The following is a 22,674-nucleotide window of genomic DNA, read 5'->3' as shown; positions in this document are numbered from 1 at the left end:
GACGCCATGGCCGGAGAACGGGTTCTCGTCACCGCCGAATGGGTGGTCGGTTTCAGGGACGGCGGCCACAAGCTCTATCGCCGGGGCGAAGTGGTGTTCGAGGACGGCGCGATCCTGTTCGTCGGCCACGGCTTTTCCGGCGAGGTCGCTCGCCGGATCGACTACGGCTTCGCGCTGATCGCCCCCGGCTTCGTCGACCTCGACGCCCTCTCCGACCTCGACACCACCATCCTCTCCTTCGACAACCATCCGGAATGGCGCACCGGCCGGGTCTGGCCCGTCGACTACTTCGAGGCCGGTCCCTATGAGATGTACACGCCCGAGGAACTGGCCTTCCAGAAGCACTATGCCTTCTGCCGCCTGATCCGAAACGGCGTCACCACCGCACTCCCCATCGCCTCGCCCTTCTACCGGGCCTGGGCGGAAACCTACGACGAGTTCGCCGCCGCCGCGGACGCCGCCGAGCGGCTGGGCCTTCGCGTCTACCTCGGCCCCAACTACCGCACCGGCACTTCGCTGGTGGCTGGCGACGGGTCGATCGTCCTCCACTTCGACGAGCCGCGCGGGCTCGCAGGCCTCGACGAGGCGATCCGCTTCTGCCGCGACGTCGAGGGCAGGGCGGGCGGCCTCGTCCGCACCATGCTGGCACCGGACCGCATCGAGTTCTGCACCGAGGCGCTGCTGACCCGCACGGCCGCCGCCGGACGGGAGCTCGGCGTGCCGGTCCGCCTCCACTGCGCCCAGAGCCGTTTCGAGCGCGACACCGTCCGCCGCCTGCACGGCTGCACCTCGATCGAGTGGCTGGACCGCCTCGGCTTCCTCGACGATCGGACGCTGCTGCCGCATGGCACCTTCGTCAGCCCCTCGCGCAACATGGACGAGCCCGGCCGCGACCTCGACATCATCGCCGAAGCCGGCAGCGCTATCGTCCATTGTCCGCTGGTGTCCGCCCGCTTCGGCGACGGGCTCGACAGCTTCCGCCGCTACCGCGCGCGCGGCCTCAAGGTCGGCATGGGCACCGACACCGCGCCGCCCGACATGATCCTCAACATGCAGGTCGGCCTGCTCGTCAACCGCTTCGTGGAGAGCGACGACACCGCCTGCCGCGCGGAGGACTACTTCGACGCCGCCACCCTTGGCGGCGCCGACGCGCTCCATCGTCCGGACCTCGGCCGCCTCGCGCCGGGATGCCGCGCCGACCTGATCGTGGTGGACCTGAAAAGCCCGGCGATCGGCCAGGTCATCGACCCCATCCAGACGCTGCTGATCGCCGCCTCGGGCCGCGATGTTTCCACCGTCGTCATCGACGGCCGCTTCGTGATGGAAAACCGGATCATCCCCGGCGTCGACGAGAAGGCGGATACGGCGCGCGCCCAGGCCCAGTTCGACGGCCTCGTCGCCCGCTACCCCGATCGCACCTTCCGGCATCCGCCGGTCGGCGAGATCTTCAGCTCGAGCTATCCCGTCGTGGAAGGTTGACCGCGGCGAGCCTTAGCCGTTGAAGGCCCGGACATACGCGATCGAGCGGAAGTGGTCGGGCGATCCGTTGCTGTGGTGGGCGCTGATCGGCGCGGCCACCCTGTGGCCCTTCAGCTGCAGCATCTCCGGCGGGATAGCCGCTGCGAACACCACCGCCAGGCCGAACATGGCGATGCTGATCGCCGCTCCCTTGACCGCGAAGGAATAGTAGGCCTCCTGCAGCGCCGACGCGGTGATCCGCTGGGCGACGGCGGCCGGCGGGCGCTCGCCCTCCGCCAGGAGCAGCCAGGCCTCGGTCAGCCGATGATCGCGCGAAGCCGCGGTGTATCCCTTGGCGGCCAGCGTCAGCGTCGTCATCAGGCAGAGAATGCCGCCGGTCTTGGCCGCCAGCGGCGGATTCCAGCACAACCCCACCAGGATGCACACGATCGCAAGTCCGGCGAAACCCGTTCCCCGGGCGACGCTCTCGAAGGCCATCTGACGGATCGGATTCATCGTCTCGGCTCTCCCCGTACAGTGCCGGAAAGGCAGTTCCGGCGAGGGCACGGCCGCCCCCCGGCTGCCGCAGAGCTCTAACGTAGCCCGGCGCCGTTACGTTCACCTGAATCCGTGAAGAAGTCGGGTCAATTTTTAGAGAAGTCCGAGCGCCCGGGTCACCGCCGGCAGCGACAGGACGGCGGTGCCGGCCAGCCAGATCCACGCCGACACGGGATTGTCGACGCGTCGCCCGCTGACATGCTCGTAGATCGCGGCGGGCACGCCGGCGATCATGATCGTTGCGGTTGACACGATCAGCGAGGCAAACATGAACACGATCGGCAGCGAAAAGGGCGCGATCGGCGGATACCAGATCGGATGGAGCAGAAAGGTCATCGCGGTCGCCGGCGAGAAGATGCCGTTGACGATCGCGAAGCCGAGCAGAGCTGCATAGAAGGACTGGTTGGACATTGGGCCGCCCCCTCAGCCGGCCGTCGGCGCCAGCCCGGCGGCGGCGAGGCCGACGAACAGCGCGATGCGGGCGATGAAGATCCACAGAAAGCCGAACACCAGGATCACGATCGGCGGCGTCGCGCCGGGGGTGATCACGGCGACCAGCCTGAGCACCGGATCGGTGAGGCGCACGAAGGACCGCCAGATGTAGTTCTGCGACTCCGGCGGCACGATGGGCGTCAGCAGCAGCCGGCCCATCATCAGATACATCGCCAGCGCCAGGAGGTAGTTCGGAACGTGGAAATACCAGGTGTCCCAGAACGGATTGCTCTCCGGCATCAACCTCTCCAGCCCAGCTTGTCCAAACGGTGTCACAGGCCCGATGCGGGGCGCAAGAAAGGCGGCGGGATCGAGGGACCCCGCCGCCCTGGTCGTCAGGCCATCGTCAGGCCGACTTTTCCTTCATTACGACGCCGCCGCTCGGACGCCGGATCTCGTCGATGAGATCCTGCAGTTCCTTGGACGGTGCCGGAGTGAGGCGGCTGACCACCATCATCACGATGAAGCCGATCGGCATGCCGAACAGCGCCGCGGAGATGTTGCGCACGCCGAACCAGTTGGCGACGGTCTGGGCGTGCGTGTCGAACGCCTTCCAGGCTGCCTCCTTGGCTTCCGGCGCGGCGGCTTCCCATGCGGCCTTCAGGTCGTTGTACTTGGTGATCGCCGCTTCCGATGCCCCGGAAAGACCCGACCACATCTCGTAGAAGCCCATCGCGTAGTAGCGGGTGCCCACGAGGTAGTAGAGGGTCAGGCCGAAGCCCACGATCATGCCCGCGATCGCGCCGGCGCTGTTGGTCCGCTTGGACCAGATGCCGAGCACGAGGGCGGGGAACAGGCCGGCGGCGGCCAGGCTGAACGCCCAGGCCACCATCGCCACGATGTCCGCGGGGCGGAACGAGGCGACATAGGCTGCGAACACCGCCACGATGACCAGCAGGACGCGGGCGATGATCAGGCGGCGGGCGGTCGGCGCGTTCGGGTCGATCATCTTGTAGTAGATGTCGTGGCTGAGCGCGTTGGCGATCGCCAGAAGCAGGCCGTCGGCGGTCGAGAGTGCTGCCGCAAGGCCACCGGCGGCGACGAGGCCGGCGATGACATAGGGCAGGCCCGCGATCTCCGGGGTGGAGATCACGATGGCGTCGTTGTCGATCCGGAAGTCGGCCAGCCGGACGATGCCGGGATGGTCGGCCACCTTGGCGCAGGCGTCGATCACCGCCTGTGCGCTTGCGGCGTCCACGCCGCAGATCTTGACGAGACCGATCGAACCCCACTTGAACAGCCAGGCGAGGTCGGTGTTGGCGGCCAGATCGGCAACCTGGGCGCCGATCACGGTTGTGTAGATCTCCAGCTTCGCGAAGGCGGCGTAGGCCGGCGCCGTGAAGTAGAGGATAAAGATGAACAGCAGCGACCACGCCACGGACTTGCGCGCGTCACGCACGCTCGGCGTGGTGAAGTAGCGCATCAGCACGTGCGGCAGCGAAGCCGTGCCCACCATCAGGCAGAGGATCAGGCCGAAGTAGTTCAGCGGATCCAGGTTGGCGAACGGTTGGGTGTGAGGCTTCAGCGCCTCCGCCGCTACCAGGCCCTGCGCGACCATCTCCTGCTCGCGGGCCGTGATCTCCTGCAGCACGTTGCCGTACATGATCTGCGGCAGCGGCACGCCGTACTTCTGGGCCGAGAGCACCACCACCGGGATCAGGTAGGCGACGATCAGCACGATATACTGGGCCACCTGCGTCCAGGTCACCGCCCGCATGCCGCCCAGCAGCGAGCAGACCAGGATGCCGATGAGACCCACGTACACCGCGATCTCGAAGTCCATGCCGATGAACCGGCTGGCGATCAGGCCGGTGCCGACGATCTGGGCCACAACGTAGGTGAACGAGCAGCTCATCAGCACGACGATGCCGCAGATCGAGGCCAGCTTGCCGCCGTAGCGGGCGTAGAGGAAGTCGGGCACCGTGTAGGCGCCGAACTTGCGCAGGTAGGGCGCCACCAGCACCGCCACGAGCACGTAGCCGCCGGTCCAGCCCAGGATGTAGGCGAGACCGTCGTATCCGAGCGCGTAGAGCGTGCCGGCCATGCCGATGAACGAGGCCGCGGACATCCAGTCGGCACCCGTCGCCATGCCGTTGTAGAAGGCCGGCACCTTGCGGCCCGCCACATAGTACTCCGACACCTGCATGGTGCGGGAGAGGACGCCGATCATCGCGTAGACGGCGATCGTGAAGAACACGAAGAGGTACCCGAGGATATGGTCGGGGACTCCCATCTGCTCCAGCACCGCGATGAGGAGCACGAAGGCCGCGAACCCGCCGGTGTAGGTGGCGTAGATGCGGCTCAGATTGGAGGTGAATGCATCACCGGTTTGGGCTGCCATGGTCTCCCCCTCAGCCTTCTTCGGCGAAGCCGTGTTCGCGGTCGATCTTGTCCTGGGCTCCTGCGAACCAGAACAAGAGGATCACGAAGATGATCAGAGACCCCTGCGCGGCCATGTAGAAGCCGAGCGGGAAGCCGAAGACGACGATCCCGTTCAGCGCCGTGGCGAAGAAGTGGATGCCGAAACTGAAAATGAACCAGATGACGAGAGCCGTGATCATCAGCCCTCGCGTACTGGCCCACCATTCCTCCTGGTTGCCATTTGCCATCGTATCTCCCCCTGACGGAGTGGTCGGCGTGACGTGCCGGGCCGTGCTCCCTCCTCCAGGTACACGGCCCTAAAACGATTAGCATTTTGGGTTAAGCGTTTCTGCTTAGACCTTCGTCAAAGAGGTTGTGTTCACAGGATAGTACACACGGAGATAGCTTTTAGTCGTATGTTATACCCATCGGCAGACCCCCGTTGCGGTCCGCGTTCCCATGCCTCACCTTAGAGCGACAGGCAGGAGCAACCTGCCGCGGTCGAGGGGAGGGACCATCCCGTGGGTTTGTTCGATATCTTCCGCCGCCCGCCGCGCATCGCCGATTCGGGTGCGCTGCAGGATTTTCTGGCCGAACAGACGGCCTTCCTGGTCCAGAAGAGCACCTGGGAATACTCTCGCGCCCGCTCTGGCGTGCTCTGGCAGAAGCTCTTCAAGGAGGCGGCCTTCAAGGAGGCGATCGAGGCCTCGACATGGCGCAACTACCCGCTCGGGCTGGCTTTCGTCGGCGAGATGGCGGCCGTGACGCTGCGTGGCGCCGGCCTCGACGCGAACGTCGTCGTGCCGGTCGTCGCTGAGGCCGCCCGCAACGTCGTCGCCGCGCACCCCTTGCCGCGCGGTTTCGACGAAGGCTTCTGGCAGGAGGCGGCGGTCTTCGTCACCGAGCGCCTCAACCGCACGCTCGTCGCCCCGCCGAAGGCCGTGAAGGACATCGCGCTCGACGGCCACACCCAGTTCTTCAAGCGCCTGCCGATGCACCCCGAGTTGACCCGCCACGACGGTCCGCTGCTGCTCAGCACCCTGCGAATCAACCTCTGCCGCGCACACGAGACTCTGCTGGAGCGGCTGGACGCCCAGCAGTTCGCCGCAGCTCTGACCGCTGCCGACACGCCCGTGGCTTGATCCAGGCCATGGCCCGGCGGGCTACGCCGGCCCATCCTGCAACAGGGGAGATCAGCGACAGGAGGATCGCCGATGCAGCCGGGGGGAACGCCGCTGATTGCGGTCGACGCCGTGGTCCTCGATACGGAAACCACGGGGCTCGACACCGCGCGCGCGCGGCTCGTCCAGATCGGCGCCGTCCGCGTCCGCGCCGGTCGGCTCGCCGCGTCGGACACGTTCCAGACCCTTGTCGATCCCGGCGAACCGATTCCCGCCTCCGCCACCCGCATCCACGGCATCGGGGACGGTGATGTCGCCGGCGCGCCGCGGTTCGCCCCGGTGGCCGAACGGCTCGAAGCCTGGATCGGTGACGCGCTGGTCGTCGGCCACTCCATCGGCTTCGACCTCGCCATCCTCAAGCGCGAATCGGAGCGCGCCAGTCGCCCCTGGCGCAAGCCGCGCACACTCGACACGCGACTGCTCGCGCGCATCGCCAACCCCGACCTGCCGGACGTCTCTCTGGAACTCCTCGCCAGCTGGCTCGGTCTGGAGATCGCCGGCCGGCACACCGCACTCGGCGATGCCCAGGCGACCGCCGAGATCTTCCTCGCCCTCGTTCCCCGCCTGCGCGAGCGTGGCATCCGGACCATCGCCGAGGCCGAGGCAGCCTGCCGCCGGCTGACGGACGCCATGGAGGCCCAGCACCGCGCGGGGTGGGAGGTGGCCGACGGCGCGGTGCAGGATGCCGAACGCTCGCTCGCCCGCCTCGACAGCTACCCTTATCGCCACCGGGTCCGTGAGCTGATGGCGACGGACCTGAAGACCGCCACGCCGGACGAGACCCTGGAGATCGCCCTTCGCCGGATGGTGGCGGCGAAGGTCAGTTCGCTCTTCGTCCTGCCGCCCGGCCCCGACGGTCCGAGGCTGGCGGCGGAAGCAGGCATCGTCACCGAGCGCGATGTCATGCGCGCGCTCGCGGACGGCGGTGCGGCAGCCCTTCAGGCGCCCCTCCAAACTGTGATGTCCAAGCCGATCGCCACCGTGCCGGCGGAGGCTTTCGTCTACCGCGCCATGGGTCGCATGAACCGGCTCGGAATCCGCCACCTCGGCGCGACGGACGAGGCCGGGCGTCTCGTCGGCGCCGTCTCCGCACGCGACCTCTTGCGCCTGCGGGCCGGCATGGCCATCGCCCTCGGCGACGCGATCGACGTCGCCGCCGACGCGCCGGCCCTCGCGCTCGCCTTCGCCCGGCTGCCGGAGTTGGCGCAAAGCCTCCTCGCCGAGGACGTCCCGATCGCCGACACCGTCGCCGTCGTCTCCCGCGAGGTCGGCGCGCTCACGCGGCGCGCCGCCATGCTGACCGAGGCGGAGTTGGTTCAGGCCGGCGAGGGGCCGCCGCCTTGCCGCTTCGCGCTGCTCGTGCTCGGCTCGGGCGGACGCGGCGACAGCCTGCTCGCGGCCGACCAGGACAACGCCGTCATCTTCGAGCATGGCGCGCCGGACGGACCGGAGGACCGCTGGTTCGCCGCCTTCGGTGAGCGGCTCGCCGCCATCCTGGACATTGCCGGCCTGCCGCTCTGCAAGGGCGGGGTGATGGTGAAGAACGCCCCGTGGCGCGGCAGCGTCGACACCTGGCGCCAGCGCATCGACGGCTGGGTTCGCCGATCCGGTGCCGAGGACCTTCTCGCCGTCGACATCTTCTTCGACCTTCGCGCCGTCCACGGCGACGGCGCGCTGGCGCTCGACGTCCTCGACCACGCTTACGCGACGGGCGCTTCCTCCCTGCCGTTCCTCAAGCTGCTCGCCGCCGACCTCGACAACTGGCGGCCGCCGATCCAGCTTTTCGGCGGCTTCCGCCTGGAAGACGGCCGCCTGGACCTGAAACGCGGCGGCTTCCTGCCGATCGTCACCGCCGCGCGCGTGCTCTCCATCCGCCATGGCGTAGTGCGCCGCGCCACGCGAGACCGGCTTCAGGGCCTGCGCGAGCGAGCCGTCGGCCAGGATGCCGATCTCGCGCACATGGCTTCCGCCTACGATCTCCTGCAGCGCTTGGTCCTGGACCAGCAGCTCGCCGACCTCAAGGCCGGCCGGCGCTTGTCTAACGCGGTGGAGATCGCCCGCATTCCCCGCGATGTCCGCGCCGACCTGAAGGCGGCCCTGAGCCGCCTCGGCCACGTGCCGGAGATGACGCGCGATCTCCTGTTCTGAACCGGCCTAGCCGGTCGTCCGCGCCTGCGGCAGCACGAACGGGATGCCCGCCGCCGGCAGCCGGCAGGCGGCGCCCGCCAGCCCGTAGACCTCCCGCGTCACCCGCTCGAACAGCGCGGCGGTGGGCGGACCCGAGGCGAACAGCCGCCCGCCCTCCAGGAGCAACAACTCGTCGGCGAACTCTGCGGCTAGGTTCAGGTCGTGCAGCACGATGAACACCGCGCCGCCGCGTCGGGCGAAGTCGCGGGCGACGGTGAGGAGCCCGATCTGGTGTTTCAGGTCCAGGCTCGATGTCGGCTCGTCGAGGAACAGCGCGCGCGGCTCGCCGCGGTCCGCCGGAACGGGCACCTGCGCCAGCGCGCGGGCGAACTGCACACGCTGCTGCTCGCCGCCGGAGAGATGCATGATGAGCCGGCCCCCGAAGCCGCCGAGACCGACCGCCTCCAGCATGTCGGCCGCGATCCGGTCCGGGTCGCGGCTGCCGCCGGCCACTGCTCCGAGCCGGACAATCTCGTGCACGGTGAACGGAAACGCCAGCGCCGCCTTCTGCGGCAGCACCGCCCTCCGCCGCGCCAGATCGGCCGGCGACAGCGTGCCGAGCGTCCGGTCGCCGAACCGGATCGCCCCGCTGTCGGCCCGGATTTCGCCGCTGAGCAGTTTCAGGAGCGTGGACTTGCCCGCCCCGTTCGGGCCGATCGCCACCGTCACCCGTCCGGCTTCCACCGCCGCGGATACGCCGTCGATCACCCGCTGCGCGCCACGCCGGTAGGAGAGGTCGTGCGCCTCGATCATCCCGCGTCCTCCGTCGGCCGGTTGAGCAGGATGGCCAGAAACACCGGCGCGCCGATCAGCGCCGTCACGATCCCGATCGGCAGTTCGGCCGGCGCGACCACCACCCGGCAGACCGTGTCCGCCAGGAGCAGCAGCGCCGCGCCGCCGAAGGCCGAAGCCGGCAGCAGGAAGCGGTGGCCGGGGCCGATCGCCAGCCGGAGGAGATGCGGCACCACGATCCCGACGAAGCCGATGGCGCCGGTGACGGCCACGGTCGCTCCGCTGGACGCTGCAACGGCCAGGATCACGACGCGCTTCAGCCGTTCCACCGAAACGCCGAGGTGCATCGCCTCCGCCTCGCCGAGGGCCAGCCCGTCGAGCCCGCGCGCAACGAACGGGATTGTCGCCAGCGCCGCCGCCACAAAGGGCAGCACCGCCAGCACCTTCACCGCCGTCGCACCACCCAGCGACCCGAGGCTCCAGAAGGTGATGTCGCGGAGCGCCGCATCGTCCGCGCCGAAAATGAACAGCCCGGTCAGCGCGCCGGCCAGCGACCCCACCGCGATGCCGGCGAGAATCAGCGTGGTCGTCGACGTCCGCCCGCCGCGGGTTGCCATCACGTAGAGGAGCACGGTGTTCGCCAGCCCGCCCACGAAGGCCGCCAGCGGCAGGAAGTGGCTGCCGAGCAGCCCGGCGATCGGCGCCAGCACCCCGCCGCCGAGCACGATCGCCGCCACCGCCGCCGTCGCCGCGCCGGACGACACGCCGACCAGGCCGGGATCGGCGAGCGGGTTGCGGAAAAGCCCCTGCATCATCGCTCCGGAGACCGCCAGCCCGGCCCCGACGAGTGCACCCAGTGCCATCCGCGGCAGCCGGACCGCCTCCAGGATGATCCGGTCGCGCTCGGCGATCGGCTCCCCGCCGAGATACGCGGCGAGATGGCCGAGATCGACGCCCGTCGGCCCGATCGCGAGCGACAGCACCGCCGCTGCGACCGCCAAAGCCGCGGACGCCGCCGTGACCGCGGCGGCCCGTCGCGACCGGTCGCCGGCCGGCCGGGTCCGCGAACTCATCGCTGCCACCGTCATGGCGCGGTCGCCGGGCTGATCCGGCCGGGATAGAGCGCGGCGGCGAGATCGCGCGCGGCGGCCGGCGCCCGCGGGCCGAAGCCCAGCAGGGCAAGCCCATCCATCGAGAGAAGCGCCCTGTTCGCGGCGGCCGGCGTGGACTGGAAGGCGGGCAGGGCGAACACCGCGTCGGCCGTCGTCGCGTGCTCGCCCCGCGGCATGACCAGCACCACGTCTGGCGCCGCCGCGATCACCGCCTCGTCCACCATCGGCTTGAATCCGGTAAACCCGTCCGCGGCGTTGATGCCGCCGGCAAGCGCGATCATCGCTGCCGCGGAAGTATCGCGCCCCGCCGCCGTGATCCGGCCGTTGGCCAGCGACAACACGAAGAGAACCCGCTTGCGCTCTGGAATCGTTCGCGTTTCCTCGGCTAGTCCGTCGAACGCCGCGACCACGTCCGCAGCCAGCACATCGGCCGCCGGCCGAGCGCCTACCGCTTCGCCCACAGCCTTGATCTTGGCCGCGACGCCGGTCGGGCTCGGCTCGTCCGGCACGGCGACATAGGCGATCCCGCTCGCCTGCAGCACCGCCAGCGCGTCCGGCGGGCCGGCGCCCTGCTGCGCCAGGATGAGATCCGGCGCCACCGAGAGCACGCCTTCAGCCGACAGCGCACGCATGTAGCCGACGTCCGGCTTGGCGGCGGCGTCGGCCGGGTAGGTGCTGGTCGTGTCCACCGCTGCGATCCGGTCCGCCGCCCCGAGCGCGTAGAGGATCTCCGTCACCGACCCGCCCACGGAGACGATCCGCGTGGCGGGTTCGGCGGCATGGGCGAGCGCCGCGAAGCTCATCCAGGCCGCGAACGCGGCGCAGAAGCGCACGTTGGTCCGCGCAGCCGGGGGGCGGGAAGGCAGGGTCATCGGGTTTCTCCAGGCAAGCGATCGGCGGTCGCGAAGGGCAGGGGCGCCCGACGCGTCGTCAGTTTGGAACCGCTCTAAAGTTGCGAGCCATTCGCAACAAATAACTTGACTATGATACTCAGGATTAAATATCAGCGCAAGGGTCAGCCGACGGAACGGCGCCTCCCGCCGCTCCGGTTTTGCCAATCCGATCAATCTGGTGCGCGAAAGCGCGCCGCCGCCCGCGCACGCCCTGTCGGCCGCGGGAACGGGGGCCCCATGTCCAACGGAACGCGTTCTCTGAAGCTCCTGCTGCTCCTCTCCACCGCGCTGATCGCCCGCCCGGCCGACGGCTTCGCGCAGGACGCCGTCGTCCAACCGGAAGCGACGCCGGCGGTGGATTGTCCTGAAGGTCAGCCCTGTCTGCAGCCGGGCGGCGAGATCACCCTCGACACGATTACGCTCTCGGCGAGCCGCACCGAGGGCGCGCCGATCGACGCGCTGGCCGGTGTCAGCGTGGTGACCCCGGGCCAGCCCTCCAACGCCGGCGCCCGCCGTGCCACCGATCTGCTGGCGACCGTCCCCGGCGTCGCCGTCGCCTCGGACGGCACGGACCAGAGCACCGTCGTCAACGTCCGCGGCCTGCAGGACTCCGGCCGCGTGGCCGTCACCGTGGATGGCGCCCGCCAGAATTTCAGCCAGAACGGCCACGGCACCACGGGCGTCTTCCTCCCCGATCCCTTCCTGATCGGCAAGGCGACCGTGGTGCGCGGACCCATCGCCAACCTCTACGGTTCGGGTGCCATCGGCGGCGTGGTCTCTTTCGACACCATCTCGCCGTCCGACCTTCTGGGGGAAGGTGAGACCTGGGCCGTGGAGACGCTTGGCGCCTACGAGACCAACGGCGACGGCCGCAAGGCCGGCGCGCGGGCGGCCTACCGCATCACCGACAGCTTTGCCGTCCTGGGCGCGCTCGCCTATCGCGGCAACGACACCCGCCGCGACGGCAGCGGCGACCCGATCACCGGCTCGGATGCCGACGACATCACCGGCCTCCTCAAGGCCGAGATCCAGGCGAACGACTTCAACCGCATCACCGCGTCCTATCTCGCCGACTTGACCGACTACACCCGGGTCGCCTCGGCCACCTCAGCCTACGACACGGAGGTGTTCGGCCAGACCGCGACGGCCAAGTGGAGCTACGAGAACCCGGATCTCGCCTGGCTGGACTTCGACGTGTCCGCCTACTGGACCGGCACCGACAAGACCGAGACCTACGTCTTCGGCGCCAACGCCGGCCGCGACCGGACCTTCGACATCGGCACGCTCGGCTTCGACGCGGCGAACACGGCCCGCTTCGATACCGGCCCGCTCAGCCATGCCGTCACCGTCGGCGTCGACGCCTTCTCCGACGACGTCGACACGGCGGACGTGCCCGGAGGCACCGGCGCGGTCTCTACGCCCTCCGGCGAGCGCACGGTCTACGGCGCCTACATCCAGGACGAATTGGCGTATTCGGACTGGCTAACCGTCACCGCCGCGCTCCGCTTCGACGGCTATGACTTCGCCGGCGAGGACACCAACGGCGACCCGGTGGAGGGCGACGGCACCCGCTTCTCGCCGAAGATCGCCGTCGGCCTGACGCCTTTCGAGGCGACGTTCGCCCGCGGCCTGGAACTCTACGGCTCCTACGCGGAGGGCTACCGCGCGCCGTCGATCACCGAGACGCTCGTCTCGGGCCCGCACCCCGGCTTCGACTTCCTGCCGAACCCGAACCTGCAGCCGGAGACGGCGCACAACGTGGAATTCGGCCTCAACTACAGCCGCGACGACCTCTTCATGGAAGGCGACGCCCTGCGCCTGAAGGCCGGCTGGTTCCACAACGAGGTGGACGACTTCATCGATGGCCGCATCGGCTTCTCCGGCGGCGTGATGACCTACCAGTACCAGAACGTCTCGCAGGCGACGATCGAAGGCCTCGAACTGGAAGCGACCTACGACCAGGGCTTCGCCTTCGTCGGCCTCTCCGCCGCCCGCATCCGCGGCGAGAACGACATCACCGGCGAGGCGCTCGGCTCCATCCCGGCGGACCGCGTGGTCGGCACCCTCGGCTTCCGCTTCCTGGAGGAGCGGCTGACGGTGGGCGCGCAGGTGGAGGCCGTCGCCGGCCAGACCCGGGTGCCCTCCGGCACCCCGGAAAGCGACAACTACAACCTCTTCAACCTGTTCGCCTCCTACGACCTGACCGAGGAGGTCACCCTGGGCGTCGACGTGAAGAACCTCTTCGACACCCAGTACGTGGAGTACCTGAACGACGATCCGTCGCCCGGCTTCTCCGTCATGTTCACCCTCAACGCCCGCCTCGGCGGCTGACCCGCCCCGACCAGCCCCCGAACCAAGTAAGGACCAGACCCATGTACATCGCCATGAACCGCTTCCGCGTCGCCCTCGGCAGCGAGGAGATCTTCGAGACCATCTGGCGCGATCGCGAGCGTCGCCTGTCCGAGGTGCCGGGCTACCTGGAGTTCCACCTCCTGCGCGGCCCGCTCCACGACGATCACCGTCTCTACGCCTCCCACACCGTGTGGGCGAGCCACGAGGAGTTCCTCGCCTGGACGAAGTCGGAGCAGTTCCGCGCCGCCCATGCTCGGGCCGGCGAGACCCGCGCCATCTACCTCGGCGGCCCGCACTTCGAGGGCTTCGAGGTGATCCTCACCGAGGACCGCGACGGCAAGCGCACCGAGCTGGCGGCATGAGCGCGCGCAGGAGCACCGACATGTCCACAACCGTCGAAGCGCCGGACCAGCGCCTGCGGATCGCCCTCGCGGCCCGTCCGGATGGCGTCGTGGAGACCATCGCCAAGGACGCCGGCCTCACCCCGCGCGACGTTCTGGAAGCGCTCGGGCCGGGGGAGGTCGCCTTTCTCCCGGCCGACAGCTTCGAGAGCATCTGGGCCGACCTCGCGGGCTGGGAGGAAGTCCTCCTCATCGTCCATACCGAGGACATCGTGCTGGAGGTGAACGGCCCGCTCCCCTCCGGCAGCCACGGCCACGGCTGGTTCAACATCCACGGCGACAGCCCGATCGGCGGTCACATCCGCCGCGACCGCTGCGCTGCCGTCGCCATCGTAGACCGGCAGTTCCACGGCCGCCGCTCCTGCTCGGTCTGGTTCCTGAACGGCGACGGTCACGCCATGTTCAAGGTCTTCGTGCCCCGCGACGAGACCCGCGCGTTGAAGCCGGCGCTGCTCACCCGCTTCGATGCGCTCCGGGCGGCCCACGCCTGACCGCGACCAAGGCTTCGCAGCCCCATCTGCGAAGACGCCGGGCCCGTGCGCCGGTTTCCCCAGCCGCGCACGGACCCGGCACATTCACGCCCGGCCGCTGAGGTCGAACCAGTCCAGCCCCTTCGCGGCCGCTTCGTCCACCGCCTCGTCGTAGCCGGCGTCGGCGTAGCGCATGATGCCGAGCGAGGTGTCGTTGGTGAGCGCGTGCCGGAGCCGCCGGTCGGCCGCGTCGGTGCCGTCCGCGACCAGCGTCACGCCGGCGCTGGTCATGAAGCCGGCGTAGCCGCCGCCGCCGGAATGCACCACGACGAGGTCCGCCATCGAGGCGCAGAGCGCCATGGCGTCGAGCAGCGGCCAGTCGGCGATTGCGTCGGAGCCGTCCAACATGTTCTCCGTCATGATGTTCGGATGCGCCATCGCGCCCGCGTCCAGGTGATCGCGCGAGAAAGCGACCGGCCCGGCAAGCGCACCCTTGGCGACGAGGTCGTTGACGGCGACCGCCAGCTCCGTCCGCGCGCCGTGGCCGAGCCAGGCGATCCGCGCCGGCAGCCCCTCGAAGGGCACGTTCTCCCGCGCGAGCCGGATCCAGTTGGAAACGATCCGGTTGTCGGGGAAGCGCTCCAGCACAAGGTCGTCGATGATCCGGATGTCCTCGGGATCGCCCGACAGCGCCATCCAGCGGAACGGCCCGATCGCCCGGCAGAACAGCGGCCTGAGATAGGCCTCCGTGAAGATCGGGATGTCGAAGGCGTTGGCGACGCCGCCGTCGCGGGCGTGGGTGCGGATCAGGTTGCCGTTGTCGAACACCTCCGCGCCGGCCGCCTGGAAGGCGAGCATCGCCCGCACATGGTCGACGATCGAGGCCCGGCTTTCCGCCATCAGCCGCGCCGGATCGGTGACGCGGAGCGCGCGCACCTCGGCCAGGGTGAAGCCCTTCGGCACGTAGCCGTAGACGAGGTCGTGCGCCGCGGTCTGGTCCGTGACCACGTCGGGCACGATCCCCCGCCGCACGATCTCCGGATAGACGTCCGCCGCATTGCCGACGAGCCCGACCGAGCGGGCCTCGCCGGCCTTGGCCGCCCGGTCGATCACGGCGAGGGCGCTGTCGAGGTCGGGCGCGATCTCGTCGAGGTAGCCGATCGCCCGGCGCTTCTCCGCCCGCTCCGGATCGACGTCCACGCAGAGGATCGCCGCGCCCGCCATCCGGCCGGCCAGCGGCTGCGACCCGCCCATCCCGCCGAGCCCGGCGGTGAGCACGAAGCGGCCGCGAAGGTCGCCGCCGAACCGCTTCTCCGCGATGCGCATGAAGATCTCGTAGGTGCCCTGGATGACGCCTTGGCTGCCGATGTACTGCCAGGCGCCGGCCGTCAGCCCGCCCCAGCAGATCAGCCCCTTCTCCTGCAGGTCGTAGAACACCTCCGCCTTCGCCCACTGGCCGACGATGTTGCAGTTGGCCATGATGACGAGCGGCGCGTCCTTGTGCGTCTTCAGAAGGCCGATCGGCTTGCCCGACTGGATGACCAGCGTCTGGTCCTCGTCCATCGTCTTCAGCGCTTCTACGATCCGGTCGTGCGCCGCCCAGTTCCGCGCCGCCTTTCCGAGCGCCGCATAGACGATCAGGTTGTCCGGGTCCTCCCCCACCGAAAGCACGTTCTCCAGGAGCCGCAATAGGGCCTCCTGGCGCCATCCCTTGGCGCGCAACGCGGGGCCGCCGGGGATCGGGAAACGGGGATTGGGCATGGCATCGCGTCCTGGTCTTCTTGAAAACGGCGTCCGGCGGACCTCAGGCGGTCCGCAGCAGGGCGTAGCGGGCGAGATCGATCCCGAGCGCCTTCTCCACCGGCGGATAGACGGACGGATCCGTCACCCCCGCGCCGAGCGGGATCACGCTCTGCGGTACCTGCAGCACGAACACCTCCATCCCCTCATGGAGCTGGCCGACGGACAGCGGCTCGCCGTCCTTGTCCAGCGTGGTGATCACGTCGGGGAAGGTGGAGAGGCGAGCGCCGTCGGCGTCGTCGACCGCCATGTACTCGTTCATCACATGCAGCGTCGCGGCCTTGGCGCCGCTGCCGATGGTGATCGTGCCGATGTCGAAGGCCTCCTTGGTGTAGACCACCGCCTTCCGCGTGATCGTCCCCGACGCGATGATCGAGCCTCCGGTCGTCTTGCAGATCGTGTCGATCACCGCCGACCCGCCGCGCGCCGCCGCCGCGATGATCGCCTCGCCGAGCGCCAGCGCCAGCGAGATCCCGCCGAGTGCGGCGTTGGCTTTCACGTAGGACGCCTTCACCGGCGACCGACAGCTGGCGATGAACCCGCCCGACATGTCCGAGGCCGTGCGCAGGATCGGCGAAACCTTCGCGGTCGCACCGCGCACCACCAGCTCGATGTAGCGGTTCTCCGACCGGTTGCCGCCCACGGCGGTCTGGATCGTCTCCTCCGGCGAGGCGGCGAGACCGATCGAGCCCATGTCGCTGGTCGGATGGGCGCGGATGTCGCCGACCGCGTCCACCACCTTCGCCCCGAGCACCACCGACGGCAGCCAGCCATTCAGGGTCGACGAGCGGCCGTTCTGCCCCACCATGAAGCCGGCGATCCGTTTGCCGAGCGCGTCCTGCAGGAGCTGTGCGGCTTTGACGTAGTCGATCCCATGCATCTCCCAGGCGGTGGTTCCGGCCGGCGCGCCGATCGCGGCCGATGTCACGACGATCGCGTCCGGGTCGAGCTCGTCGATCGACACCAGCTCCGGCCGGCCCACCCGCACCGCGGCCTCGCCGAGCATGCGGCCGTGGTCCGCCCAGCCCCCGCCGCCGGCTGCGTAGACCGAACCGCCGCGCACCGCCGCCTCCACGTCCCGTTCGTTCAGGATGCGTCCCATGTGGTTCCCCCGTTGGAAGCGCGCCGGTCGAGGCGCAGGATGGTCTCGAGAAGCACTTCGGCGCCGAGCGCGATGGCATCGCTGTCCGCCCACTCGTCCGGCGCGTGACTGCGCCCGCCGCGGCAGGGCACGAACACCATCGCCGCCGGTGCGATGCGCGCGAACCAGGCCATGTCGTGTCCCGCGCCGGAAGCCATCCGGCGATGCCGCACGTCGAGCCCGTCGCAGGCGGCTGTGATTTCGTCGAGCAGCGCGGGATCCGATGGCGTCGGCGGGTTGTCCGACAGCACCCGCGGCGGCCCCACGATGATGCCCGGGGTCTCCGCCGTCCGGCAGCGGGCCGAGAGCGCCTCCAAGAAGGTCTCCATCAGCCCCCGCGCCTCGGCCCGCGCATCGATCAGCAGCCGTGCCGACGACGGCACCACGTTCGCCGCGCCCGGTTCGATGGAAAACTCGCCCACCGTCGCCGCGAAATGCCCGTCGCCTCGGCCGGCGAGGTCGATTGCGATCTCGCGAACCGCGAGCACGATCCCCGCGGCGGCCACGAGGGCGTCGGCCCGCGCGTCCATCGGCGTGGTTCCGGCGTGGTCGGCGCGGCCCGCGACCTCAACCTCGATCCGCGTGATCCCGGCGATCGCCGTAACGATCCCCACGTCCAGCTTCTCGCGCTCCAGCACCGGCCCCTGTTCGATGTGGAGCTCCAGGAAGGCGCTGATGTCGTCCCGCTTCGCGCTCTCCAGCACGCCCGGGTCGCCGCCCACCGACGCGATCCCCTCCGCCAGGGTGATGCTTTCGGCCGAACGCTCCAGCCACGCCGCTGGCAGCACGCCCGCCGCCGCCCGGCTGCCGATGCAGGACACGCCGAAGATCGACACCTCCTCGGCCAGGCAGTCGATCACCTCCAGGTCGTGGTCGAGTGCGATCCCGCGATCGGCGAGCGCCCGGGCGATCTCCAGCCCCGCCACGACTCCTGCTATCCCGTCGTACCGTCCGCCGTCCGGCACCGTGTCGGTGTGCGAGCCGACAACGATGGTCCCGAGCCCCTCCCGCCGTCCCGCGCGCCGGCCGATCAGGTTGCCGGCCGCGTCGATCCGCGTCTCCAGCCCCGCGGCCCGGAAAGCCCGGTCCACCCAGGCGCGCCCTTGGAGGAACCGCGGCGTGAACGCCCGTCGCGTCCAAGGCCGGTCCGGGTCGGTGATCTCCGCAAGCGCTTCGATGTCGGCGGCGATCCTGTCCGGCCGGACGGAGAGGTTGCGGGTCATGGCCCGGCCCCGCCAATCGGCAGCGTTCGCGGCGGCCGCACGAAGCGTCCGCTTCCCGGCGCGCTTGTCACCGTCGTCCCGTCGAACGCCAAGCGGCCGCGCAGCCAGGTACCGGCCACCCGCCAGGGCAGGGTGATCCCCGCGTAGGGCGACCAGGCGACCACCGAATGCCCGGTCGCCGCGGGGTCGTAGACCTGCGGCTCCGGCGTCAGCACCACGATGTCCGCGTCGCGCCCCACCGTCAGCGCGCCCTTCTCGTGATCGATGCGGAAGTGCCGGGCCGGGTTCTCCGCCATCAGCCGCGCCGCCCAGGTGAGCGGAATGCCGCGCTCCAGCGCACCTTTCACGAACAGCGGCACCATCACCTCCAGCCCTGGCACGCCCGAGGCGTTCTTCAGCATGTCCGGATCGCTCTTGCGGTCCTCCGACCAGGACACATGGTCGGTGGAGACCAGCGTGACGTTGCCGGCCGCCACGTGCCGCCACAGCCGCTCCACCTCCGCCCGCGGGCGGATCGGCGGGTTGATCTTCGCCTTGCCGCCGAGCCGCGCGACGTCGGTCTCCTCGTCGAGGGTGAGGTAGTGGATGCAGCACTCGATCGTCGCAGCATGCCCCTCCGCCCGATAGCGCGCGGCGAGCTCGTATCCGCGCCCCAGCGAGCAGTGCACCACATGCGACGGGCAGCCAGTCGCCGCCCCGGTCTCATAGATCTCCGCCGTCGCCAGCAGCTCGGTGAACGGCGGACGCGACAGCCCGTGCGCCCGCCAATCGGTGATCCCGGCCGCCCGGACGCGCGCCATGGCGGCGTCCACCGCCTCGTGATTTTCGTTGTGCACACCAGCCGCGAGCCCCGTCGGCGCGATCGCCGCGAAGCAGTCGTGGAGCAGCTGCGGCGGAATGCGTGGAAACCGCTTCGGATCGGTGCCGAAGGTGGAGAACTTGAACGAGGCGACCCCAGCCTCGACCATCTCCGCGATCCGCGCCGGTCCCTCCTCCGGATCCACGGTGCCGTAGAGCGCGAAATCCACGCGCGCCAGCCCGCTCGCATGCGCCACCTTCCGGCGCACCGCCGCCGCCGAACACACGAGGTCCCCCTCGTCGTAGGGCATGTCCACGATGGTCGTCACCCCGCCGGCCGCCGCCGCGTTGGTCGACCAGGCGAAGTCCTCCTGGTTCTTCTGGCTCAGCGAATGCACTTGCGCGTCGATCGCCCCGGGCAGGATCAGCCCACGCCCGAAGTCGTGGTGCTCCGCCGCGCCGGGCGCTTCGCCGCGCCCCACCAGCGCCACCTTGCCGTCGCGCACGGCGACGAAGCCGCGCTCCACCACCGTCGTCGGCAGCACCACCGTTCCCGACAGCACCAGGTCGAAATCGGACATCACGCGGCCTCCGCACGAACGACCCGCCCGGTGCGCCGGGCCGCCGCATCGCCGAGTGCGGAGAACGCGTCGGAGAGCAGCACCGCCAGCACGCCGACGATGACGCCGCCCTGCACGACGAAGGCGAGGTTGTTCGAAAGGAGCCCTGCGATGATCACCTCGCCGAGCCCCTTGGCCGCCACCGTCGAGCCGATGGTCGCCGTGGCGAGCGCGATCACCGTCGACAGGCGCACCCCTTCCAGGATAACCGGGAAGGCGAGCGGCAGCTCCACCCGGAAGAGCCGCTGCGTCTCGGTCATGCCCATCCCGTTGGCCGCGTCCACCACGGCCGGCGGCAGCCGCGTCAGCCCGGTCAGCGTGTTCTCGAAGATCGGCAGCAGCCCGTAGAGGAAGAGCGCGATCAGCGTCGGCTTCTCGCCGAACCCGACGGCCGGGACGGCCAGCGCCAGCACGGCCACCGGCGGAAACGTCTGCCCGATGTTGACGATTGACCGCGACAACGGCAGGAACTCCGCCCCGATCGGCCGCGTCACCAGGATCGCGAACCCCACCGCCACCACCGCCGCCGCGCCCGTGGCGACCGCGACCGTGCGCAGGTGCGACAGCGTCAGCGCGAGGAGGTCACCCTGGTTGTAGATCGCCGGCGCGCCGTTCTGCGTCAGCGGCTCCAGGAGCGGCGCGAACAGCTCCGGCCTCGTCAGGAACAGCACCAGCAGGAGGAACACCACGATGCGGATGAGAAGCGGCGCGCCGAGCTTCATGCCGGCCTCGCCGCGCGCTTGAGGAGCCCGTCCAGCGTCACCCGCCCGATCACCGCGCCGTCGGCGCCCGCGACGGGCAGGGCGGCCCGCTTCGACCAGAGCAGTTCGGCCAGGGCGTCGCGCAGGCTGCGGTCGCCCGGCATCGGCTCGCCCTCGGCCGGTCCGGCCTCCACGGCCTCTGCGAGCGGGGTCAGCGACAGCAGCCGGAACGGCCGGTCTCCCGTGCCGATGAGGTCGTCGACGAAGGCGGTCGCCGGCCGCACCAGGATCTCGTTCGGCGAGGCGTATTGCAGAAGCCTGCCGCCGTCCATCACCGCGATCCGGTCGCCCAGGCTGATCGCCTCCTCCATGTCGTGGGTGACGAGGATGATCGTGGTGCCGAGCGTCCGCTGGATCGCCTTCAGATCCTCCTGCGCCTTGGTCCGCACGATCGGGTCGAGCGCGCCGAACGGCTCGTCCATCAGCAGCAGGTTCGGCTTGGCGGCGAGCGCCCGCGCGACGCCCACCCGCTGCTGCTGCCCGCCCGAGAGCTCGTGCGGGTAGCGCTTGGCGAAGGCGGCCGGATCGAGCCCGAACAGCTCCAGCAGCTCGTTCACCCGCGCCGCGATCGCCCCGCTGTCCCAGCCGAGCAGCGCCGGCACGGTTGCGATGTTCTGCGCCACGGTCCGGTGCGGGAACAGGCCGTGGTTCTGGATCGCGTAGCCGATCCGCCGCCGGAGCTCGAAGGGCGCGATGGTGGCGGTGTCCACGCCGTCGATCAGCACGCGGCCGGAGGTCGGTTCCACCAGCCGGTTGACCATGCGCATCAGCGTGGTCTTGCCGGACCCGGACGTCCCGACGATCACTGCGATGCTGCGCGCCTCCACCGTCAGCGACACGTTGTCGACGACGGTAGTGCCGCCATAGCGCTTGGTGAGGTGCTGGAGCTCGATCATGGCGCGCCCTTGGCTGTGAGTTCGACGACCGCGTCGAGCACGACCGCCGCCGCGAACGCGAGCAGCACGGTCGGCACGGCGCCGAGAAGGATGAGGTCGGTGGCTGTCTGGCCGATCCCCTGGAACACGAAGACGCCGAACCCGCCGCCGCCGATCAGCGCGGCAATGGTGGCAAGCCCGATGTTCTGCACCAGCACGATCCGGATGCCGGTGAGGATCAGCGGCGCGGCGAGCGGCAGCTCCACCTTGAAGAGGCGCTGGGCGTTGGTCATGCCCATGCCTCGGGCTGCCTCCACCGCCTCGCGCGCGACCCCGCGGAGACCGACGACGGTGTTCGCCACCATCGGCAGCAGCGAGTAGAGGAACAGTGCCACGAAGGCCGGCGCGATCCCGATGCCGCGGATGCCGATCGCCGCCGCGCCCGGAACGTTGGCCGCCAGCCACCCGAGCGGGGCGATCAGGATCCCGAACAGCGCGATCGAGGGGATCGTCTGGACGATGTTGAGCACGTTGAGCACCGGCGCGCGCAGCCGGTCCACCCGGTCCGCCGCGATGCCGAGCGGCAGCCCGACAGCGACGGCCGCGGCAAGCGAGCCTACTGCCAGCGTCATGTGCGTGCCCGCCTCGCGCCAGAACACGTCGGCGCGGCCGGAGTACTCCTTCAGGATCGAAAGCCCGTCCCACACACCCGAAACCAGCAGCAGGCCGAGGGCGCCGAAGAACAGCAGCACGCCGGCGATCCGCGCCGTCGGTCCTAGCCGCAGCCGCACCATCGCGTCCGCCGCCATGATCGCGAGCCCGAACAGCGCCAGCCAGAAGCCCGATCCCGGAGCGACCCGCGCGTAGCGGTCTCCCTCCGGCGTCAGGTAGATGGCGGAGAACCCGACCGCGAGCGCCAGCGCCGCGATGCCCGCAAGCGAAGTGCCGAGCCGCAGCCCGGTCGACGATCGGATGAGGGCGACCAACGCGGCGGCCACTAGCACCAGCGCGAGCGCCACGGCCGCCCACGCCGGCAGCGCTTCGGCGATCGACTTCCCCTCGCCGCCGGCGATCCGGTTCGCCCGGTAGGTGGCAAGCGGCAGAAACGCGGCCCCCGCCAGGGTAAGCGCGATCACCACGCCGAGCTTGTCGATCCGCTGCTGCATGGACGAGGGGCCTCGACGAGGTTTGGAAAGGTCGGGCATGGCCCCGGCCGGCTCAACGGAGCCGCCCGGGGGATCGTCGAAGCGGGACCGCGG

At 70.1% G+C, this 22,674-nt stretch carries 21 protein-coding genes; 6 read left to right on the top strand and 15 right to left on the bottom strand.

All coding sequences use genetic code 11. The features are described from left to right. The first annotated feature begins 6 nt into the window (after positions 1-6). Complete coding sequence (locus HZ321_RS09705; protein ID WP_181702084.1) at positions 7-1,479, top strand: amidohydrolase family protein; 1,473 nt, start codon at positions 7-9, stop codon at positions 1,477-1,479. Between the two features lie 12 nt (positions 1,480-1,491). On the opposite strand, the gene HZ321_RS09700 is transcribed toward HZ321_RS09705, so the two are convergent. The 5 genes from HZ321_RS09700 to HZ321_RS09680 all read right to left on the bottom strand — a co-directional run bounded on the left by HZ321_RS09700 (position 1,492) and on the right by HZ321_RS09680 (position 5,117). Continuing rightward, the gene (locus HZ321_RS09700) at positions 1,492-1,974 is read right to left on the bottom strand and encodes a hypothetical protein (protein ID WP_181702083.1); all 483 of its coding nucleotides are present in this window, start codon (positions 1,972-1,974) and stop codon (positions 1,492-1,494) included. A 135-nt stretch (positions 1,975-2,109) separates the two neighbouring features. Next, on the bottom strand, positions 2,110-2,427 hold the full coding sequence (locus tag HZ321_RS09695; protein WP_181702082.1) for a hypothetical protein: 318 nt from the start codon (positions 2,425-2,427) through the stop codon (positions 2,110-2,112). 12 nt (positions 2,428-2,439) lie between these two features. Further along, positions 2,440-2,748, bottom strand: coding sequence for a YggT family protein (locus tag HZ321_RS09690; RefSeq protein WP_181702081.1), 309 nt, complete (start codon positions 2,746-2,748; stop codon positions 2,440-2,442). 106 nt (positions 2,749-2,854) lie between these two features. Then, positions 2,855-4,849 (bottom strand): sodium:solute symporter family protein, encoded by a 1,995-nt coding sequence (locus tag HZ321_RS09685; protein ID WP_181702080.1) that lies wholly within the window; start codon positions 4,847-4,849, stop codon positions 2,855-2,857. Between the two features lie 10 nt (positions 4,850-4,859). After that, a complete protein-coding gene (locus tag HZ321_RS09680; RefSeq protein ID WP_181702079.1) occupies positions 4,860-5,117 on the bottom strand; it encodes a DUF4212 domain-containing protein in 258 nt (85 codons plus the stop codon). A 273-nt stretch (positions 5,118-5,390) separates the two neighbouring features. On the opposite strand from HZ321_RS09680, the gene HZ321_RS09675 reads away from it, so the two are divergent. Both HZ321_RS09675 and HZ321_RS09670 read left to right on the top strand, forming a co-directional pair. Beyond that, on the top strand, positions 5,391-6,011 hold the full coding sequence (locus HZ321_RS09675) for a hypothetical protein (RefSeq protein WP_181702078.1): 621 nt from the start codon (positions 5,391-5,393) through the stop codon (positions 6,009-6,011). Positions 6,012-6,083: 72 nt separating this feature from the next. Beyond that, positions 6,084-8,198 carry a DUF294 nucleotidyltransferase-like domain-containing protein gene (locus HZ321_RS09670; RefSeq protein WP_181702077.1) on the top strand — a complete coding sequence of 705 codons (2,115 nt, stop codon included), beginning with the start codon at positions 6,084-6,086 and terminating at the stop codon, positions 8,196-8,198. 6 nt (positions 8,199-8,204) lie between these two features. Here the strand turns inward: HZ321_RS09670 and HZ321_RS09665 are convergent, their stop codons facing one another. The 3 genes from HZ321_RS09665 to HZ321_RS09655 are packed head-to-tail and all read right to left on the bottom strand — an operon-like array spanning position 8,205 to position 10,953. Further along, entirely contained in the window at positions 8,205-8,990 is a 786-nt protein-coding gene (locus HZ321_RS09665; RefSeq protein WP_181702076.1) for a heme ABC transporter ATP-binding protein, read from the bottom strand. Then, on the bottom strand, positions 8,987-10,057 hold the full coding sequence (locus tag HZ321_RS09660; protein WP_181702075.1) for a FecCD family ABC transporter permease: 1,071 nt from the start codon (positions 10,055-10,057) through the stop codon (positions 8,987-8,989). The genes HZ321_RS09665 and HZ321_RS09660 overlap by 4 nt, the downstream gene beginning before the upstream one ends. Continuing rightward, entirely contained in the window at positions 10,054-10,953 is a 900-nt protein-coding gene (locus HZ321_RS09655; RefSeq protein WP_181702074.1) for a heme/hemin ABC transporter substrate-binding protein, read from the bottom strand. Before HZ321_RS09655 ends, HZ321_RS09660 begins: the two co-directional genes overlap by 4 nt. Positions 10,954-11,211: 258 nt before the next feature. On the opposite strand from HZ321_RS09655, the gene HZ321_RS09650 reads away from it, so the two are divergent. The 3 genes from HZ321_RS09650 to hutX are packed head-to-tail and all read left to right on the top strand — an operon-like array spanning position 11,212 to position 14,218. Next, a complete protein-coding gene (locus HZ321_RS09650; protein ID WP_181702073.1) occupies positions 11,212-13,305 on the top strand; it encodes a TonB-dependent hemoglobin/transferrin/lactoferrin family receptor in 2,094 nt (697 codons plus the stop codon). Positions 13,306-13,346: 41 nt separating this feature from the next. Further along, positions 13,347-13,688, top strand: coding sequence for a heme-degrading protein HmuQ (gene hmuQ / locus HZ321_RS09645; RefSeq protein ID WP_181702072.1), 342 nt, complete (start codon positions 13,347-13,349; stop codon positions 13,686-13,688). Between the two features lie 20 nt (positions 13,689-13,708). Then, a complete protein-coding gene (hutX, locus tag HZ321_RS09640) occupies positions 13,709-14,218 on the top strand; it encodes a heme utilization cystosolic carrier protein HutX (protein ID WP_181702071.1) in 510 nt (169 codons plus the stop codon). Between the two features lie 84 nt (positions 14,219-14,302). Here hutX and HZ321_RS09635 read toward each other — a convergent pair whose 3' ends face one another. The 7 genes from HZ321_RS09635 to HZ321_RS09605 are packed head-to-tail and all read right to left on the bottom strand — an operon-like array spanning position 14,303 to position 22,581. Next, positions 14,303-15,958, bottom strand: a complete 1,656-nt coding sequence (locus HZ321_RS09635; RefSeq protein WP_181702070.1) for a thiourocanate hydratase — start codon at positions 15,956-15,958, stop codon at positions 14,303-14,305. Between the two features lie 43 nt (positions 15,959-16,001). After that, a complete protein-coding gene (locus HZ321_RS09630; protein ID WP_181702069.1) occupies positions 16,002-17,099 on the bottom strand; it encodes a thiohydantoin desulfurase in 1,098 nt (365 codons plus the stop codon). After that, the gene (locus tag HZ321_RS09625) at positions 17,084-18,361 is read right to left on the bottom strand and encodes a Zn-dependent hydrolase (protein ID WP_181702068.1); all 1,278 of its coding nucleotides are present in this window, start codon (positions 18,359-18,361) and stop codon (positions 17,084-17,086) included. The genes HZ321_RS09630 and HZ321_RS09625 overlap by 16 nt, the downstream gene beginning before the upstream one ends. After that, entirely contained in the window at positions 18,358-19,740 is a 1,383-nt protein-coding gene (locus HZ321_RS09620) for a dihydroorotase (RefSeq protein ID WP_181702067.1), read from the bottom strand. Before HZ321_RS09620 ends, HZ321_RS09625 begins: the two co-directional genes overlap by 4 nt. Continuing rightward, positions 19,740-20,501, bottom strand: a complete 762-nt coding sequence (locus tag HZ321_RS09615; protein WP_181702066.1) for an ABC transporter permease — start codon at positions 20,499-20,501, stop codon at positions 19,740-19,742. Before HZ321_RS09615 ends, HZ321_RS09620 begins: the two co-directional genes overlap by 1 nt. Beyond that, positions 20,498-21,436: an ABC transporter ATP-binding protein gene (locus tag HZ321_RS09610; protein ID WP_181702065.1), complete on the bottom strand. Its 939-nt coding sequence runs from the start codon at positions 21,434-21,436 to the stop codon at positions 20,498-20,500. The genes HZ321_RS09615 and HZ321_RS09610 overlap by 4 nt, the downstream gene beginning before the upstream one ends. Then, positions 21,433-22,581: an ABC transporter permease gene (locus HZ321_RS09605; RefSeq protein ID WP_181702064.1), complete on the bottom strand. Its 1,149-nt coding sequence runs from the start codon at positions 22,579-22,581 to the stop codon at positions 21,433-21,435. The genes HZ321_RS09610 and HZ321_RS09605 overlap by 4 nt, the downstream gene beginning before the upstream one ends. Between the last annotated feature and the right edge of the window lie 93 nt (positions 22,582-22,674).

It is taken from the genome of Chthonobacter albigriseus (assembly GCF_013839445.1).
Lineage (GTDB): Bacteria > Pseudomonadota > Alphaproteobacteria > Rhizobiales > Pleomorphomonadaceae > Chthonobacter > Chthonobacter albigriseus.
The sequence above is the reverse complement of the archived record's forward strand: the minus strand, read 5'-3'. Positions and strand labels throughout refer to the sequence as shown.

Excerpts from the sequence above, each read along its gene's own strand:
- HZ321_RS09705 (WP_181702084.1), top strand. The coding sequence starts at position 7 with ATGGCCGGAGAACGGGTTCTCGTCACCGCCGAATGGGTGGTCGGTTTC.
- HZ321_RS09700 (WP_181702083.1), bottom strand. The coding sequence starts at position 1,974 with ATGAATCCGATCCGTCAGATGGCCTTCGAGAGCGTCGCCCGGGGAACG.
- HZ321_RS09695 (WP_181702082.1), bottom strand. The coding sequence starts at position 2,427 with ATGTCCAACCAGTCCTTCTATGCAGCTCTGCTCGGCTTCGCGATCGTC.
- HZ321_RS09690 (WP_181702081.1), bottom strand. The coding sequence starts at position 2,748 with ATGCCGGAGAGCAATCCGTTCTGGGACACCTGGTATTTCCACGTTCCG.
- HZ321_RS09685 (WP_181702080.1), bottom strand. The coding sequence starts at position 4,849 with ATGGCAGCCCAAACCGGTGATGCATTCACCTCCAATCTGAGCCGCATC.
- HZ321_RS09680 (WP_181702079.1), bottom strand. The coding sequence starts at position 5,117 with ATGGCAAATGGCAACCAGGAGGAATGGTGGGCCAGTACGCGAGGGCTG.
- HZ321_RS09670 (WP_181702077.1), top strand. The coding sequence starts at position 6,084 with ATGCAGCCGGGGGGAACGCCGCTGATTGCGGTCGACGCCGTGGTCCTC.
- HZ321_RS09665 (WP_181702076.1), bottom strand. The coding sequence starts at position 8,990 with ATGATCGAGGCGCACGACCTCTCCTACCGGCGTGGCGCGCAGCGGGTG.
- HZ321_RS09660 (WP_181702075.1), bottom strand. The coding sequence starts at position 10,057 with ATGACGGTGGCAGCGATGAGTTCGCGGACCCGGCCGGCCGGCGACCGG.
- HZ321_RS09655 (WP_181702074.1), bottom strand. The coding sequence starts at position 10,953 with ATGACCCTGCCTTCCCGCCCCCCGGCTGCGCGGACCAACGTGCGCTTC.
- HZ321_RS09650 (WP_181702073.1), top strand. The coding sequence starts at position 11,212 with ATGTCCAACGGAACGCGTTCTCTGAAGCTCCTGCTGCTCCTCTCCACC.
- hmuQ (WP_181702072.1), top strand. The coding sequence starts at position 13,347 with ATGTACATCGCCATGAACCGCTTCCGCGTCGCCCTCGGCAGCGAGGAG.
- hutX (WP_181702071.1), top strand. The coding sequence starts at position 13,709 with ATGTCCACAACCGTCGAAGCGCCGGACCAGCGCCTGCGGATCGCCCTC.
- HZ321_RS09635 (WP_181702070.1), bottom strand. The coding sequence starts at position 15,958 with ATGCCCAATCCCCGTTTCCCGATCCCCGGCGGCCCCGCGTTGCGCGCC.
- HZ321_RS09630 (WP_181702069.1), bottom strand. The coding sequence starts at position 17,099 with ATGGGACGCATCCTGAACGAACGGGACGTGGAGGCGGCGGTGCGCGGC.
- HZ321_RS09625 (WP_181702068.1), bottom strand. The coding sequence starts at position 18,361 with ATGACCCGCAACCTCTCCGTCCGGCCGGACAGGATCGCCGCCGACATC.
- HZ321_RS09620 (WP_181702067.1), bottom strand. The coding sequence starts at position 19,740 with ATGTCCGATTTCGACCTGGTGCTGTCGGGAACGGTGGTGCTGCCGACG.
- HZ321_RS09615 (WP_181702066.1), bottom strand. The coding sequence starts at position 20,501 with ATGAAGCTCGGCGCGCCGCTTCTCATCCGCATCGTGGTGTTCCTCCTG.
- HZ321_RS09610 (WP_181702065.1), bottom strand. The coding sequence starts at position 21,436 with ATGATCGAGCTCCAGCACCTCACCAAGCGCTATGGCGGCACTACCGTC.
- HZ321_RS09605 (WP_181702064.1), bottom strand. The coding sequence starts at position 22,581 with ATGCAGCAGCGGATCGACAAGCTCGGCGTGGTGATCGCGCTTACCCTG.